9 protein-coding genes are annotated in these 17,902 nt (G+C 49.7%); 6 read left to right on the top strand and 3 right to left on the bottom strand.

The features are described from left to right. Positions 1-146: 146 nt before the first annotated feature. The 3 genes from RT717_RS08240 to RT717_RS08230 all read right to left on the bottom strand — a co-directional run bounded on the left by RT717_RS08240 (position 147) and on the right by RT717_RS08230 (position 7,005). The gene (locus RT717_RS08240) at positions 147-1,022 is read right to left on the bottom strand and encodes a transglutaminase family protein (protein WP_317491259.1); all 876 of its coding nucleotides are present in this window, start codon (positions 1,020-1,022) and stop codon (positions 147-149) included. A gap of 24 nt (positions 1,023-1,046) precedes the next feature. Further along, positions 1,047-3,584, bottom strand: coding sequence for a circularly permuted type 2 ATP-grasp protein (locus RT717_RS08235; protein WP_317491258.1), 2,538 nt, complete (start codon positions 3,582-3,584; stop codon positions 1,047-1,049). Between the two features lie 73 nt (positions 3,585-3,657). Then, positions 3,658-7,005 (bottom strand): transglutaminase family protein, encoded by a 3,348-nt coding sequence (locus tag RT717_RS08230; RefSeq protein ID WP_317491257.1) that lies wholly within the window; start codon positions 7,003-7,005, stop codon positions 3,658-3,660. Between the two features lie 358 nt (positions 7,006-7,363). On the opposite strand from RT717_RS08230, the gene RT717_RS08225 reads away from it, so the two are divergent. The 6 genes from RT717_RS08225 to uxuA all read left to right on the top strand — a co-directional run bounded on the left by RT717_RS08225 (position 7,364) and on the right by uxuA (position 17,899). Then, positions 7,364-8,422 carry an efflux RND transporter periplasmic adaptor subunit gene (locus RT717_RS08225; protein WP_317491256.1) on the top strand — a complete coding sequence of 353 codons (1,059 nt, stop codon included), beginning with the start codon at positions 7,364-7,366 and terminating at the stop codon, positions 8,420-8,422. 4 nt (positions 8,423-8,426) lie between these two features. Next, positions 8,427-11,540, top strand: coding sequence for an efflux RND transporter permease subunit (locus RT717_RS08220; RefSeq protein ID WP_317491255.1), 3,114 nt, complete (start codon positions 8,427-8,429; stop codon positions 11,538-11,540). Between the two features lie 245 nt (positions 11,541-11,785). Beyond that, the gene (locus RT717_RS08215) at positions 11,786-13,786 is read left to right on the top strand and encodes a sialate O-acetylesterase (protein ID WP_317491254.1); all 2,001 of its coding nucleotides are present in this window, start codon (positions 11,786-11,788) and stop codon (positions 13,784-13,786) included. A gap of 1 nt (position 13,787) precedes the next feature. Next, a complete protein-coding gene (locus tag RT717_RS08210) occupies positions 13,788-16,052 on the top strand; it encodes an alpha-glucuronidase family glycosyl hydrolase (protein WP_317491253.1) in 2,265 nt (754 codons plus the stop codon). A 233-nt stretch (positions 16,053-16,285) separates the two neighbouring features. Beyond that, positions 16,286-16,579 (top strand): GIY-YIG nuclease family protein, encoded by a 294-nt coding sequence (locus tag RT717_RS08205; protein ID WP_317491252.1) that lies wholly within the window; start codon positions 16,286-16,288, stop codon positions 16,577-16,579. Positions 16,580-16,726: 147 nt separating this feature from the next. Beyond that, on the top strand, positions 16,727-17,899 hold the full coding sequence (gene uxuA, locus RT717_RS08200; protein WP_317491251.1) for a mannonate dehydratase: 1,173 nt from the start codon (positions 16,727-16,729) through the stop codon (positions 17,897-17,899). The last annotated feature ends 3 nt before the right edge of the window (positions 17,900-17,902 follow it).

Below are 17,902 nucleotides of genomic sequence, written 5' to 3'. Positions count from 1 at the left end.
AAAATACTTACTGAGAGTTAATTCTTATACATGCTGTGTACCAACCGGTTTGGGTCGACCTGGCTTAATTTTGCAAAAATGACAACGGCCCTACAGGAGAATTCCGAAGCAAGCAATCTAGTTGCAAAAGCAATTCAAATGCAGGTTCAATCCAAGCGTTTCACATCTACCGTCACCACCATTTTCTGGCCTCCATTGCTATAAACAATGCCCTTCAGCGGCACCACGTCGGCAAAGTCACGCCCAAAAGCCACTCTGATGTGCTGATCTTTAACAAGCAAATTGTTGGTAGCATCGAACTCTACCCAACCAATGCTGGGAATGTAGACTGCATTCCATGCATGGGAGGCATCGGCACCCACCATCTTGGGTTTGCCGGGAGGGGGGATCGTTTCGATATAACCGCTCACATACTTTGCGGCCAAACCAAGAGACCGCACACAGGCAAGGGAAAAGTGGGCAAAGTCCTGACAAACACCTTTTCTGTGTTTGAATACTTCTTCCAAAGGGGTGCTGATGTCGGTAAAGCCAGGCGTGAATTTAAAATCTTTATTGATCCGCTTGTTGAGATCAAGCATGGCATCCATCACAGGCCTGCCGGGTGTAAACGACTCCAGCGTGTATTCTTTTACCCCGGGTATAAAGCTCACATGTGTAGACTCCAGGTAAAACTGGCGAATATCGTTCATGGCATCGGTGGTTTGCAACCAGCTCACCACGTCTTCCCAGGGTTCGGTTTGCTTTGAGTCAAGGTTTGCCCAGGCAGGCATCCCTATTTCCACCTCACTTTTCGACTCCACCAGCAGCTTCTGATGTGTTTTTTGCACCGAAAAATACATGAACTCATTGTCAAAAAAGTCTTTGCGGGTAGCCAGGTAATTGGGCTCGGGGAAAATATTGTACCTATACGATTTCACCTGCTGAAAAGGAAGCCGGGCCGGACTTTGAACCACAATATTGTGGCACAGCGCCGTAGGCGTTTGGTAATCGTATTTCGTAATGTGGGTGACTCTGTATTTCATTTCATTCGTTAGGAATGTGCTGCCTTAAATCTCTGGCAACCTGTTGGCTTTAACAAAACCATACTGGCTTTGGGTGTGACTGAAATAGCTTTCGTATATCAAAGTGGAAGCTTGCTGCAAGAGCTGAATGATATCGCCCAGGAACTGCTTTAATTCCTTGCGTGTGTCAGCGTCGGGCTTCAGTTCGGCTAACTCATCGAGATCAACAAGCCTGACTTTTGATAGGGCTTCCAAAAGCTTCTTTCGGGCCGGGCTTAAACCGGTGCCAATGCCCAAAGACGGCAATTGCTTCAGGTGATCATCGATACGTTCAATCATGTACACAATGGCCCGGGGATTTCTGTCGTCGGCCAGCAACAGGTTCAGTACTCCCAGCACTTCCAGGTTGGACCGATAGCGGTACCGGTAGGTCACCAGGCTTTCGTTGCTCATCAGAATCAGCTCGATGAGCGATTTTTCCTGATCAGAAGTGGATTTGGCCGACAAAGTAGCCTGCAGCATCAGGCAGGTACCAATAGACGACTCAATGAAACGCCCTATATTAAGCAGCCTCCAGGTAGACTCCCTGGTCATGTTGTCAATATTGAGGCCGTTGAAGGCCATCATATGCACAATCAAATGATCAAGGCGGTGATAGATTCCTCTCAGGTTGGTGCCATTCATTTTCATAATCTCCCATTCCTCAGAAATCAAATCCAGGATACGCCAGGTATCCAGACTGAGTCGGTCCCTGATGGCATAGCCATTAGACAGGAAAGACTTTAGCGAATGAGCGAGTGACCCAAATCGGTTTTGATCAATGGCCAATGAATAGAGCTCCTTTTCGGGGTCTTTGAGTACCCTTTTGTCGTGAAAGCCCGGCTGCGTACTTGTGAGGGAAGTAAGCCCCTTCAGCAGTGTAACGAGGGTTTGATCATGCTCGATGTTGACCTCATCGTCCGTTTCATTGAACTTTCGCAGCACAATCCTCATCAGCCTGATGGTGCTGACAGTCCGCTCCAAATAGCGCCCCAGCCAAAACAGATTTTCTCCGGTTCGGCTTGGTAATATGTTCTCCGTTTGCTGCACAATGACAGGCGGCCTATTCACCTGCACCTGCTCTTTGGCATGACCCAGCACCCAGGTGTCTTTACTAATACCTCCCGATTGGTTAGAAACAATAAAAACACCTTTTTTAGGTGAGCTGCGTGACAGCCCTCCCGGCATGACGTAGTAGGTTTCGTTTTCAGAATCGGCGACTACATAGCTTCTGAATACAGCATTTCTAGCCTCCAGCTTTCCGTCAATGAGCGACGGGGTAGTTGAAAAATCAACCATTTCCTGCCCAACGAAGAGGTACGGCCTGACCTTGATTTCTTCTTTTAGCTGCTCAATTTCCCTTTTGCTCAGCTCCCCTCCATACACCGACTTATTTTTGTCATTTCGGTAGATCATCCTGATGATCAGCTTATCGATATTCTCCAGGACGTACTTCTTTTCCTTTTCCTGTCCACACCACCAGGTCGCTACCGACGGCAGTATCAACTCCTGTTGCAATACGTTCCTGCTTAGTTTTGGCAAAAACGCCATCAAACCAGGGTTTTCGAGGATGCGGCAGCCAAGGGGATTGATCACCATCACGTTTTTCTGCCTCACCGCCTCCATAAGCCCAACGACCCCCAAGTGCGAGTCGGCCCTGAATTCAAGCGGATCACAAAATACGTCGTCCACCCTCCTTACAATCACATCCACCTTCTCCAGGCCCTTCAGCGTTTTCAGCCAGATGTAGCCGTCGCTCATGGTCAAGTCCTGAGCAAACACCAGGGTGAAGCCCATGAAAGAAGAAAGGTAGGCATGCTCAAAGAATGTCTCGTTCGAAGGGCCGGGAGAAAGCATCACAATCCTCGGGTTCTCCTTGTTTTTCCACGACAGTGTTGAGAGCGTGTTCTTGAGCGTTTGATAGTAAGACGAGATTTTCCTTACCTGGTTTTCCCTGATCATGTCGGGGAACACCCTGGTCATGGCAGCCCTGTTTTCCAGGGAATACCCTGCTCCGGAAGGAGCATCGGTTCGGTCGTGGAGTACCCACATTTTTCCATTGGGGCCACGGGCAAGGTCGGCCGAGTATTGCACCAGCTGTTGGGGCCCGGGTATGCGAATTTTATCTGCCTGGCGGAGAAAACCCTGGTGGTTATAAATCATTTCGAAAGGAATCAACCCGTCTCTGATCAGCTTTCTTTCACCGTAGATATCTGAAAGGATAATATTGAATAGCTCGGTTCTTTGAGAAAGGCCTTTCTCTATGACCTCCCATTCGCTCTGACTGAACACCATGGGAACCGGGTCGAGATTCCACGGGCGGTTCATCCCGTTGGGGTCGCCATACACATTGTAGGTCACCCCATTTTCCCTGAGCTGCTGCCCCACTTCCTTGTTCCGCTGCTCCATCCGCTCAATGCCCAGCTTTTCATAGGCATTGGCCAGCTTTTCCCAGTGAGGCCACACCTTGCCATCGGGCGTGGTCATCTCATCAAAGAACGGCTCATTGGAATTCGTTCTGTCTGCCAGGTACGATTTAATCATCGCCAAATCTCACCAATTTTTTGTGATTCCAAAGTTGATTTGTGAAGATATTATAGCGGTGGCAGGCACACCATTATTTTCGCCCTTTGTACCTTCTCAGATCCATAGTGTTAGGATAATCCTGATTAACTTCCTCTATTTTTATATCATAAGTGGGCAGGATGTTGATTTTGGTCACAAACCGGCCAGCCGCCTGAGGCTGCATCACTGTGGGCTCCACCATATTGATAGAATGCCCAAAGTCGAAGAAGCGGGAAACCCTTCTCGCTTCCGCCTCATAGCTATTCACAGGGAAGGTCGCATAGTTTCTGCCGCCAGGATGAGCCACGTGGTACTGACAAGCCGCCACCGACTTTTTCGTCCATGTGTCGTAGATATCGATCACCAGAGGAGTGTCGACTCCCAGCGTGGGATGCAGTGCCGATGGAGGTGCCCAGGCCCGATAGCGGATGCCTGCCACATACTCGCCCTGAGTACCAGTATTCTTCAGCGGAATGGCAAAACCATTGCAAAGCAGCTTGTAGCGGGACTCGGTCAATCCGGTAATTTTCACTTGTAGCCTTTCCAATGAAGAATCGACAAAACGAGCGGTGCCGGAGTTGGACATTTCCTCACCCAACACATGCCACGGCTCGATGCCCATTTTTAGCTCCACATGAATATCGTCGACCTGCAGTTCGCCCAGGAAGGGAAAGCGGAAGGCAAAGAACGGATCGAACCAGGACACATCGAAGTTGTACCCGGCATTCTTGAGGTCGTTCACCACCTCCGTCATGTCCTTATAACAATAGTGAGGCAGCATAAACTTGTCGTGCAACGATGTGCCCCAGCGCACCAGCTTGTGGTTGTAGGGCGTCTTCCAGAACCAGCTCAGCAGCGTTCTGATCAAAAGGAACTGAACCATGCTCATGCGGTAATGGGGAGGCATATCGAAGCCACGGAATTCCAAAATACCCAGCCTGCCGGATGAGGAGTCCGGTGAATAGAGCTTATCAATACAAAATTCCGCCCGATGGGTGTTGCCTGTGATGTCTACCAGCAGGTTGCGGAAGATTCGGTCTACCAGCCAATAGGGTACATCGTCCTCTTTCATGTCGGGCACCTGCTGAAAGGCCAACTCCAGCTCGTAAAGGATTTCGTCCCGGCCCTCATCCACCCTCGGTGCCTGGCTGGTTGGCCCAATAAATTGTGTAGAAAAAAGGTATGAAAGTGCCGGATGGTGCTGCCAGTAAGTGATAAAGCTTTTGAGCACGTCGGGGCGGCGAAGCAAGGGGCTGTCGGCTGGCGTTACCCCACCAAGGGTGACGTGATTACCTCCGCCGGTACCGGTGTGACGACCATCGAGATTGAATTTCTCAGTCACCAACTTGGTTTCTGCCGCCTTTTGGTACAGGATGTCGTAATTATCCTTGAGCTCCTTCCATGAAGACGCCGGATGAATGTTCACTTCAATTACGCCAGGATCTGGCGTAATCATGAGCTTTTGAATTCGATTGTCGGACGGCGGGTCGTACCCCTCAATCAGCACGGGTAGCTGTAGCTTTTCGGCCGTTTGCTCGATGGCCGAAACCAGCAGCATGTAATGCTCAAAGTGAGTCACCGGAGGAAGAAACACAAACAGCTTTCCCTGCCTGATTTCCACACCGAGCGCAGTTTTAAAAATTACTTTATCGTTGTTAAAGCCCTTTTCTTCTTTTACAAACTCCGCTTTCACATCACCAATAGCTGGTAGTGCATTTACTTCTTCGAAAAGGCTTCTTTCAGGCCTCACTTCCAGCTTGTCCTCATCAAAGTGTTGAATCGATTTTAGCGGAAGCCGAAGCCCCGCCGGCGAATTGCCCGGGATAAGGAACAAATGCTTCCGTCTGAACTCCCACCGGCAGCTCTGCCAGTTTTGGCTCTCAAAATCCCACTGAAGCGGCACAGTGAACGCCACGGGGTTGTCCATTCCCTGGCTGAGCAATTCAGCCAGCTTTTGTCTCTCCAGTGACGACTTCAGGTCTTTCTTTAACGGATCAACATTTACCGGCACCTGACTTTCCTCCCAGGCGAAATAGAAGGGGTCTTCATAGCCCGGGTGAATCTTCTCAGGATCCAGGTGGAGCGACTCTGTTAACGTGTTAATGAATTTGCCGGCATCTTCATGGGTGAGCTTGTAGTCTTTGCTCAGGTCAGCCATAAGCTTGTCGTTGTGCCAGAGCGGAAGGCCATCCTTCCTCCAGAAACAAGCCAGTTTCCAGCGGGGTAAAGGCTCCCCGGGGTACCACTTGCCCTGCCCGTACTGCATGAGCGCACCATTGCCAAACTGATCTTTCAGCTTGTGAAAAAGCTCATTGGACAGCTTACGCTTGTGTTCTCCATCGGCGTCAGTGTTCCACTCGGGCGCTTCGTTGTTGTCCATGGCCACAAAGGTGGGCTCCCCTCCCATGGTCAGCCGCACATCGTTGGCTACAAACTCTGCATCGACCTGATCGCCAATGGCCAGTATTTGCTCCCATTGCGCATCAGAGTACGGCTTGGTCACCCTCGGGCTTTCGTGAATGCGGGTTACTTTGTTTTCGAAGTGAAACTCTGTCTTCACTGACTCGGCAGCACCAGAAATTGGTGCAGCACTTTGTGGGTCAGGGGTGCAGGCCAGGGGAATATGGCCCTCGCCAGCAAATAAGCCCGATGTGGGATCCAGCCCTACCCAACCGGCACCGGGTATATACACCTCTGTCCAGGCATGCAAGTCGGTGAAATCCTCCTCAGGCCCGGATGGGCCCTCCAACGACTTTTGATCAGCCTTCAGCTGCACCAGATAACCGGAAGCAAAGCGTGAAGCCAGCCCCAGGTGGCGCAAAATCTGAACGAGCAACCATGCGGAATCCCTGCAGGAGCCAGACTTTAGCGTTAGTGTCTCCTGGCAACTTTGCACGCCGGGCTCCATCCTGATCCGGTAGGCGATGTCCTGGCTGAGCATTTGATTGAGCATCACCAGCACGTCAACAGTGATCATGTCCTTTGTGATCTTCTGCTTCGCCTTCGCTATCCAGTCGTTCAGAACTGCATCATTCTCAGTCACCTCCAAATAAGGCTGCAGCTGCTTTTGAAGCGACGCCTCATATTGAAAAGGAAACTTCTCTGCATATTCTTCAACAAAAAAATCGAACGGGTTGATGACCACCATTTCAGCGATCACTTCCACGTCGACAATGAAATGATCCACCTTTTCAGGAAAAACGATCCTGGCCAGGTAATTACCGAAAGGGTCTTGCTGCCAGTTGATAAAATGGTTTTTTGGCTCAATGTTCAGGGAATATCCTTTGATCATTGTGCGGGAATGCGGGGCAGGCCTGAGCCTGATCACCTGTGCCGAAAGTTCGATCTGTCTTTCGTACTTGTAACTAGTATAGTGGCGGATGGCAACTCTTACGGACATATTTTACACCTAAGTTTGGCTCAATTTAGTGGCTGAAACCATTAATAAAAGGCAAATCTCTCATTTAATGTTTTGCTGAGCACCTGCGCTTTTACAGGCCTTGGCAGAAGAAGAAAAAGGGGATTGCTAATTTTTAAATTTATCACTAAAAATAGACATTTTACACGGAAATAAATAACTAAATTGTTATTTTATTGAAAACTTCATAAAGTGAGATGGATTTGAGTGCAAGCAATCACAATGGATACTCATCACAATATTTTGCTATCGCTTACCATATTTTACCATCCTTAAAATTTCTTAACAAACTGGCCCCAATTTCTCGTCTATTTGTGCTCAAGTTGTTTTAATCGGGGTAATGAAGAAAATTCTAATAATCGCAGTTATTGTAGTGGCCGGAGGGTTGGTATTCTTTCTCACACGTAACGGAAATGGAGAGGCAGTAACGCCTGTTGCCGTCACCTCGCCAAGCAAAGGATTGGCGGCTGAGGTAATTCTTGTGAAAGACACCACGCTGGAAGAAATGGTCAACGTGTTGGGGACCATATATGCCAATGAAGAAGTAGAGGTTGCCAGTGAAGTGGCAGGTCGGTTGGTAAGGATCAACTTTTCAGAAGGCCAGTTGGTCAGGAAAGGACAACTCCTTTTCAAACTCGACGACTCGGAGCTACAGGGGCGATTGAAAATACTGGAAGCTCGTAAGAACTTTGTAAGCTCATCTGTAAAGCGGATGGAAGCGCTTTACAAAGCAGAGGCGGTGAGTCGTGAGGAATACGAAAACGAATTGAACTCCCAGGAAGTGCTTGATGCAGAAATCGATTTGATTCAAATTCAAATAGGGAAAACAGGCATTTTGGCACCTTTTGATGGCAAAACAGGGATAAGAAGGATTAGTCCGGGCGCCTACGTGAACCCAAACACAACGCTCGTCCACCTGGAGGACATGGGCAAAGTGAAAATAGAGTTTCCGCTTCCGGAAAAATATGCGAGCAAGATAAAGTCGGGTGACAAGGTCACATTTACGGTCGAAAATGATAGCCGCACCTATGAGGGCACTGTTAACGTGGTTGACCCAAAAATTGACCAGACAACGAGAAGTCTCTTTGTAAGAGCCGTTGCCGAAAACAAAGATTTTATGCTGGTGCCAGGTTCGTCTGCGTCGGTGACTGTGCCCATAGGTGGCGAAGAAAACACACTTTTGGTGCCTTCTCAGGCGCTTATCCCTAACCTTTCGGGTTATACTGTGTACACAGTAAGGAACGGGAAGTCGGTGCAAACCACGGTGACTGTTGGTTTGAGGACCAGCAATTCGGTACAAATCACTTCCGGCCTGAGCAAAGGCGACACGGTGATGACGACCAACTTGCTGCGAGTGAAAGAAGGTCTGGTGATTGATCCTGTTGTTGCTAACGATTAAGTAAATGAGTAGTATTTCTGAAACCAGTATTCGTAAGCCTGTACTAGCTGTAGTGCTCTCCATCTTGCTTTTGCTCTTTGGAGTGGTTGGCTTCTCATTTCTTGGCACGAGGGAATTTCCCGCAGTCGATCCCCCGATTGTCACTGTTACCAGCACCTATGCTGGTGCCAGTCCCGACGTGATCGAATCTCAGATCACCGAGCCGCTGGAGCAAGCCATTAACGGTATAGCAGGTGTGCGCACCATTTCATCGGTTTCAAGAGAGCAGGCAAGTATCATCACTGTTGAGTTCAATCTCGATGTAGACATAGAAGCGGCAGCTAATGACGTCCGCAGCAAGGTATCGAGGGCGGTAAGGAGCCTTCCTCCAGAAGCTGATCCACCTATCATAGACAAAGCCGACGCCAACTCACAGTCGGTGATGTTTCTTACCATCATCAGCAACAGCCGCAACATGCTGGAGTTGACCGATTTTGCGGAGAATGTACTGAAAGAAAGAATCCAGACAGTTCCCGGCGTGAGTGGCGCCTATGTGAGGGGTGCCAGAAAGTACTCCATGCGGCTTTGGATTGATCCGGTAAAAATGTCGGCCTACCGCATTGTGCCCCAGGATATTGAGGCTGCCTTGAAAAGAGAGAATATCGACTTGCCCACAGGCAGGATTGAGGGGGACAAAACAGAACTAACCATCCGCACCGATAGCAGACTGGTAACACCTGAAGAGTTCAACAACATGATCATCAAATCGGAAGGTGGCCGACAGATCAGGTTCAAGGACTTAGGGTTTGCGGAGCTAGGCAGCGAAGATGACCGAACCAACTTTCGGGGCAATGGCGCTAAAGGCCTGCTGCTGAGTATACAGCCGCAGCCCAACGCCAATGAAATTGAGATTGCCGACGAGATTTACAGAAGGCTGGATGCCATGAAGGACGAGGTACCCGCCGACATTGAAATAAGGGTAGCCAACGACTATACCAAGCCCATTAGAAAGTCCATTGAGGAAGTAGAGGAAACGCTGCTTATCGCCTTTATTCTGGTGACCATGGTGATTTTCGCCTTTCTGCGTGACTGGCGGTCGACCTTCATTCCGGTAATCGCCATCCCCATCTCCATTATTTCGTCGTTCTTCATCATGTACATTGCCGGGTTCTCCATCAATGTGCTCACCCTGGTAGCAATTGTACTGGCCATCGGCCTTGTGTGCGACGACGCCATTGTGGTACTGGAGAACATCTTTGCCAAAGTAGAACAAGGCATCCCTCCTTTCCAGGCGGCCATACAGGGATCAAAGGAAATTTACTTCGCCATTATTTCCACGACTATAACGCTCGTATCAGTATTCATCCCGATCATTTTCATGCAGGGATTGACAGGCCGTTTGTTCCTGGAGTTTGGTGTGGTGCTGGCGGGCTCCATTCTTGTGTCGGCACTCGTGGCGCTCACGCTGTCGCCGATGATGTGTGCAGTTTTGCTGAAAAAACACAGCAAGCCTTCCCGTTTCTATGCTGTAACTGAGAAGTTTTATGAGGGCTTGGGTGCAGGTTATGCCAAAAGTCTGGCGGCATTTATGAAGTATCGGTGGCTATCGTTCGTCGTAGTTGCTCTGATGTTTGGCATGATCGCTTTCTTTGGCACTCAATTGAAGTCAGAACTGGCACCTTTGGAAGACAGGGGTATCATTCGTGCCTCGGTAAAGGCTCCCGAGGGAGTTTCGTTTGAGTACATGGACAAGTACATGGAAGAGCTGGACGCCTGGGTGCTGGACAACGTACCGGAGGTGAGAACTACTGTTGCTCTTACGGCCGTGATCCCCGGAGGCGGTGCCTTCAGTCCGGTAAACAGCGGCGCTGAAAACATCTTCCTGGTGGATGCAAGTGAGAGAGAACGGTCGCAGGACGAGATATTCAAGCAAATATCAAAAGGCTTTGAACAGTTTACGGCCGTGAGGGCTTTCCCTGCGCAGCCGCCAACCATCGGAGCCCGATTCGGCGGACTACCAGTACAATATGTTATTCAGGCTCCTGACGTAGAAAGCCTGATTGAGATGCTGCCGAAGTTTCTCAATGCCGCACAGGAGCACCCTGACCTAAAGTTTGTGGACAGCGACTTCAAAGTAAACAAGCCCGAGCTGAAGCTGCGCATCAACCGTGAGAAGGCCAATGAGCTGCATGTGCCAGTGTTTGATATTGCCAGATCCATTCAGCTTGCGTACAGCGGGCAGCGCTACGGCTACTTCATCATGGGAGGCAAGCAATACCAGGTGATAGGGCAGCTCTCAAGAGAGAACAGAAACGAGCCGGTTGATCTAAAAGCGATCAATGTACGAAACAGCCTAGGCGAAATGGTATCGCTCGACAACCTGATTTACTATGAGGAATCGGTGAGTTCTGCGGCCATCTACCGGTATAACCGTTATGTGTCTGCCACAGTATCGGCTGGCATCATCGACGGAAAAACACTTGGAGATGGCATCAAGGCCATGGATGAAGTGGCCGCTGAAATATTACCAGCCAACTTCAAAACAGAGCTTGCCGGGCAATCGAAAGAATATGCCGATAGCTCGTCAAGTTTGTTATTCGCTTTCATGCTGGCCCTGGTGCTAATTTATCTCGTGCTTTCTGCTCAGTTTGAAAGCTTCGTCGATCCTCTGATCATCCTTTTTACCGTGCCTATGTCTATGGCGGGGGCCTTGCTCAGCCTTTACGTCATGGATCTTACGTTGAACATCTTCAGCCAGATTGGCATCATTATGCTGGTGGGCCTGGTGACCAAAAACGGCATCCTGATTGTGGAGTTCGCCAACCAGCGAAAAGCTGAGGGCGTCACCAGGCTCGATTCGGTAATTGAAGCGGCTCATGCCCGTTTCAGACCCATATTGATGACAACCTTTGCCACCATCCTCGGCATTCTACCCATCGCTCTTTCTATCGGATCAGCTGCGGGCAGCCGCCAAAGTCTGGGTGTGGCCGTTGTAGGCGGAATGATTATCTCCAGCTTCCTTACATTGTACATCATCCCAGCCATCTACTCCTACATTTCCAGCAAACGGACATTTGACCCCGAGGTAAAGGCTGCCGAAAGAATGGAGAGACATCGCAAGATCGCAGCTAATTTATAATGTAAAGTTTGCCCTTCTCCAGTGGCTCTTTTGCTAATGAAGAGCCACCTACTTAATTGAGCAAAAGTCATAGTAGGGTTCGGATATACTTCTCATTGACTCTCCTGGCAAAAGACAGCTCGCTGACCTTGTAAGCATATTTTACCCATTTGCCTGCCTTTCTCTTTCTTAACCGTTGTGCTCCATTGTTTGTGAAGCTGTAGAAGAATATCCTATCTTCATATTTTGGAACCTACCTACATAATATGAAACAAGTTAAACTACTTCTGCTGGCCGTAATTGCCATCTCATGCACCCAGGAACCACCTGTTCTTCAGCTGATACCCCTGTTCTCAGACCATATGGTGCTACAGCAGAAAAAAGAAAACGCCATTTGGGGCATTGCCAATCCGAAGTCAGAAGTGAGGCTGGCAGGTAGTTGGGGGGAGGAAGTCAGTGCCATATCCGACGAGAATGGCAAATGGCAGGCCAAACTCCTTACACCAGAAGCAGGCGGCCCTTTCCAGCTAACCATTTCCAGAGGTGATTCGGTGATTACGCTGAATGATGTTTTCTCAGGCGAAGTTTGGGTAGCATCGGGGCAGTCCAATATGGAAATGCCACTGAAAGGCTGGACGCACAACCCCATCGACAACAGCGAAGCCGAAATAGCTGCGGCAAATTACCCGGAAATAAGGATGTTCACTGTGAAGAGAAACATTTCATTTACACCTCTTGATACTGTGTCAGGTTCCTGGAAAGTAGCTACCCCACAAAATGCTGGTGATTTTTCAGCTACCGCCTGGTTCTTTGCCAAAAAGCTCAATGCTGATACCGGCGTTCCGATTGGCATCATTCATACCAGTTGGGGAGGCACCCCCGCTCAGGCCTGGACTACGGCTGCCTACCTCGACAAGGTGCCAACTTATGAAGGCACATCGAAAACGCTGCAAGGTTATGCCGCTTATTATGACTCTGTAAAAACAGCCTACGACAAGCTGGAAAAGACAACCATTGACCTCTCGGCCAGTAATCCATTTGCGAACGTATCTTTCGACGACAGTGGATTTGAAGCACCTGACTTTAATGACAGCGCATGGAAAAGCCTCAGTGTGCCCGGTCTTTGGGAGAGCCAGTGGATGGGTAACTTTGACGGTGTGGCCTGGTTGAGGAAATCATTTCAGCTAACGGCAGAGCAAGCATCCTCCAAATCGCTGGAATTGTATCTTGGAAGTATCGACGATATGGACATTACGTATGTCAATGGCACTAAGATTGGGGCGATTGAAGAAACTGGCAAGTACCAGGAAGCAAGAGTCTATGCCATTCCAGACCGACTTTTGAAAGAAGGAACAAACGTGGTGGCTGTAAAAGTGTTTGACACAGCAGGCGGCGGCGGTATTTACAGTTCAGATGATATCGGGATCAGGCCGGTAGCTGCTGACAAATTCCTCATCAGCCTGAAAGGTGAATGGAAAGCCAAGCCCGTGGCCGAGAGCATTTTCAGTGGCAGTGTTGTTCCCATCGCTAAAGATGTGCTTGAACCGTCGGAAAAGCCAGCCATGCAGCTGACAGCCTACTCTCCCACCACCTTGTACAATGCCATGATCAATCCGCTGGTACCTTATGGCATCAAAGGAGCTATTTGGTACCAGGGCGAATCGAACGTAGGTGCGGCGGAAGTATATCGTACCCTCTTCCCTGCTATGATCAAAAACTGGAGAGATGCCTGGGGATTGGGCAATTTCCCTTTTTATTTCGTGCAAATTGCACCTTACAAATACGGCAGAAATGATGACCTGGCAGCACAGCTGAGAGATGCGCAAACAAGTACGCTTTCGTTAGAAAATACCGGGATGGCCGTCATTATGGATGTAGGCAACCCGACGGACATTCATCCTGCCAACAAGAAGGATGTTGGAGAAAGGCTCGCTTTGTTGGCCTTAGCAAAGGATTATGGCATCGGCACTGAATATTCCGGCCCGATGTATGAGTCGATGACAATTGAAGGAAATAAAGTGAGTGTTAATTTCAGCCATGCAGAGGGGCTTCAGTTTAAAGGAGAGTCCGGCTTTGTAGAGGTGGCCGGTGCCGATGGTAATTTCGTTGAAGCAAAAACGGAAGTAAAAGACAGCCAGTTGATTGCCTGGTCTGCCAAAGTTACCACTCCAGCAGCCGTTCGCTACGGCTGGTGTGAAGCTTGCGAGCCGAATTTATTCAATGGAGCAGGCCTACCTGCCGTTCCATTTAACTCTAAAACAAAGTAACGTGAAGTTGAAAAAAGAAATTTACCTACTACTGACGTTTGTACTGTTGAGCTTTGCAGGGCAAGCTGAAGATGGCTACGATTTGTGGCTGCGATACAAAACCATAGAGAACCAGGCTGTGCTGGACAATTATCGGGCACAAATCAGCGGCTATGTAGTGGAGGGCTACTCCCCTACGCTTGAAGCGATCAAAACCGAGCTCAACAACGGGCTATCGAGACTTCTCGATAAGCCAATCGCTTTTGGCAGCCCTTTCGGAAAAACGGGCTGGATCATCGCTGGCACGCCAGAAGGTTCCAGCATTGTGGCTGGGCTCAACCTGACAGAAGAGCTGAAAAGCGTGGGCCAGGAAGGCTACCTGATCTCTAACAGGAAGGTTAGAGGGATTAATGCGCTGGTCATCGCCGCCAACTCAGAAGTGGGCGTGCTCTACGGCACGTTTCACCTGCTAAGATTGATCCAGACGCATCAGCCGCTCGATAATGAGTTCACAATCACTGACTCGCCAAAAATCCAGCACCGCATCCTCAATCACTGGGATAATTTGGATCAGACTGTAGAGCGTGGCTATGCTGGGTTTTCGCTCTGGAAATGGCACCTCCTGCCGGGCTATATCGACCCCCGCTATGTGGACTACGCCCGTGCGTGCGCTTCCATTGGCATCAATGGCACAGCCATTACCAACGTCAACGCCAAAGCGGTAGTGCTCACTCCTATGTACCTCGAAAAGGTAAAGGCGCTGGCAGATGTATTCCGCCCATATGGCCTAAAAGTCTACCTCACCGCCCGTTTCAGTGCCCCCATAGAAATTGGCGGCCTCGAAACTGCTGACCCACTCGACCCTAAAGTGCGGCAGTGGTGGAAAGACAAAGTAACAGAAATTATGACTTATGTCCCCGACTTCGGCGGCTTCACGGTGAAAGCCAATTCTGAGGGGCAACCGGGACCACAGAACTACGGACGCAGCCATGCCGACGGCGCTAATATGCTGGCAGATGCAGTGGCACCTCATGGCGGCATCGTGATGTGGCGGGCATTCGTTTATAGCAATGAGCAGCCTGTCGACAGGGCCAAACAGGCCTACGACGAGTTCAAGCCACTGGACGGTACTTTCAGAAAGAATGTGATGGTGCAGGTAAAAAACGGTGCCATTGACTTTCAGCCAAGAGAGCCATTCCATCCCTTGTTTGGTGCCATGCCGAAGACACCGATTATGGCAGAGTTTCAGATCACCCAGGAATACCTTGGCCAGGCCACTAACCTCTGCTACCTCGCTCCACTTTTCAAAGAAACCCTTGATGCAGATACCTACGCCAAAGGTCCAAACCCAACTCCCTCTCAATCACTAAAAGCACCCGACCTCAGAAATCCCAGACCCACCGACCGGCCGCCTGTTCCTGCCAGCCAGGTGGAACCGGTACGAGTGGCCACGGTCGCCAAAGTGGTAGATGGCACGCTTGACGGGCAAGCAATCTCAGGCATTGCAGGCGTTACCAATATTGGCAACGACCGCAACTGGACGGGGCATCCATTCCATCAAGCCAATTGGTTTGCCTTCGGTCGCCTTGCGTGGAACCACGAGCTCAGCTCGGCCCACATTGCCAACGAGTGGCTCAAAATGACATTCACCAACGACCCAACATTCGTAGAGACCATGAGAGGAATGATGTTGACCTCAAGGGAGACTGTAGTGAATTACAGCACGCCACTTGGGTTGCACCACATCATGGGAGCAGGGCATCACTACGGGCCAGGCCCCTGGGTGAGCAAGATGTCTCGTGCCGATTGGACGTCTGTTTATTATCACAAGGCCGACTCGGCAGGCATCGGCTTCGACCGTACCGCAACCGGCAGCAATGCACTCGAGCAATATGCGCCGTTGGCAGCGAAAGTTTGGGCTGACCCAAAAACCTGCCCCGACATCGACCTGCTTTGGTTTCACCATTTGCCCTGGGACTTCAAAATGAAGTCGGGTAAAACACTGTGGGACGAAATCGCTCTTCATTATCAGCAAGGCGTTGACGAGGTGAGGCAAATGCAGCAAAAATGGAAAGAGCAGGAGGCTATCGTCGACAAAGAGCGGTGGGACCATGTGAATATGCTGCTGTCCATTCAGGAGCAGGAAGCGGTGTGGTGGAGAAATTCCTGCCTGCTGTACTTTCAGACATTCTCGAAAAGGCCTTTACCAAAAGGCGTTGAGAAAAGTGACAAAACGCTGGAGTATTATATGGACTTGAAGTTTCCTTATGCACCAGGGAGGGGGTAGACAATAAGGTGATGCCGCTGTTATCACACTGAGTCTATCGCTAGTGTCATCCTGAGCCGATCATTGACTTATTATCGAATAGCAGCTCTTGTCATCCTGAGCCGATCGTTGGGTCATTATCGGATCGTAGCTCTTGTCATCCTGAGCGGATCGTTGACTTATTATCGAATAGTAGCTCTTGTCATCCTGAGCCTGTCGAAGGGCGACAAGAGCGGTTATAGAAAACGAGTATCATGAATCAATACACTGTCTATATTCTTAAATGTGCTGACGGTAGCTACTACACAGGCGTAACGAATGATATCGACTGGCTGCTTTACGAACATAAAATTGGATACGACACCAAATCATATACATTCAAAAGACGGCCAGTCGAGTTGGTGTTTACTGAACACTTTGGCGATGTCAACAAGGCCATCGCTTTTGAGAAACAGATAAAAGGTTGGAGCAGGGCTAAAAAAGAAGCCCTTATGAAACAGGATTGGGGAGCTTTAAAAGAGCTTTCCAAAAACAGCTCTGGTAAATGATGAGAAATGGAGCTTCGACAGGACTTCGACAGGACTTCGACAGGCTCAGTCTGACATTGCGGTTAGGATTTTCTTCTTTTTTGGAGCTTGTTATTCGTTATTTTATCATCTTCACACCCTAATACATTTGAACGCTAAAATACTGTTATGGCCTACTTAATGGAACAAACGATGCGCTGGTACGGGCCCAAAGATCCGGTTAGCTTATCAGATATCAGACAAGCCGGATGCACGGGCGTGGTAACGGCCCTGCATCATGTACCAGTTGGTGACATCTGGACGGTGGAAGAAATCACCAGGCGCCGCAAGGAAGTAGAAGCAGCTGGTCTTACCTGGACAGTGATCGAAAGCCTCCCTGTGTCGGAAGACATTAAAAAGCATACAGGCGACTTCAAGCTGCATATCGAAAACTACAAAGTAAGCCTTAAGAACGTAGCCAAGTGCGGACTGAAAGTCGTCACCTACAACTTCATGCCCATCCTCGACTGGATGCGAACCGACCTGGCCTATACTATGCCCGATGGCAGCAAGGCACTGAGGTTTGAAAAGTCAGCCTTCATCGCCTTCGACCTTTGTATGCTCAAAAGGCCCAACGCCGAGAAAGATTACACGGCGGACGAAATCAGCAAAGCCAAGAAGCGTTTCAGCTCGATGTCCGAAACTGAAAAAGACATGCTTTTCAGCAATGCGCTACAGGGCTTACCAGGCAGTGAAGAAAGCTTCACCGTGCCTCAGATACTAAATGCTCTGAAAACCTACCAGGGAATTGACAGGGCCAAACTGAAACAACATCTTTTCTACTTCCTCCAGCAGGTGGTACCTGTGGCGGAAGCCGAAGGATTGAAAATGGCCATCCACCCTGATGATCCCCCATACCCTATTCTGAGCCTGCCAAGGATTGTGAGCACGGAACAAGATGCCCTGGACCTGATTGCCGCAGCTCCATCTCCTGCGAATGGGCTGTGCTTCTGCACGGGCTCCTACGGCGTTCGCCCCGACAACGACCTTCCTGGCATGGTGCAGAGGCTGGGCGACCACATCCACTTCCTGCATCTGCGTAGTACCAGACGAGACGAAGAAGGCAACTTCTTTGAAGCAGATCACCTCGATGGCGACGTAGACATGTATGCCGTGGTGAAGGAAATCGTTCAGGTGATGAAAAGGCGGAAAGTATCGATTCCTATGAGGCCGGATCATGGTCACCAGATGCTGGACGACCTGCACAAAAGAACCAACCCTGGCTACACTGGCATTGGCAGGTTAAGAGGCCTGGCTGAATTGAGGGGGTTAGAACTTGGTGTTTCCAGAAATCTGGAATAAGTT

This window comes from Imperialibacter roseus, assembly GCF_032999765.1.
Lineage (GTDB): Bacteria > Bacteroidota > Bacteroidia > Cytophagales > Cyclobacteriaceae > Imperialibacter > Imperialibacter roseus.
Note: the sequence above shows the minus strand (reverse complement) of the source record. Positions and strands in the feature narration are given on the sequence as shown.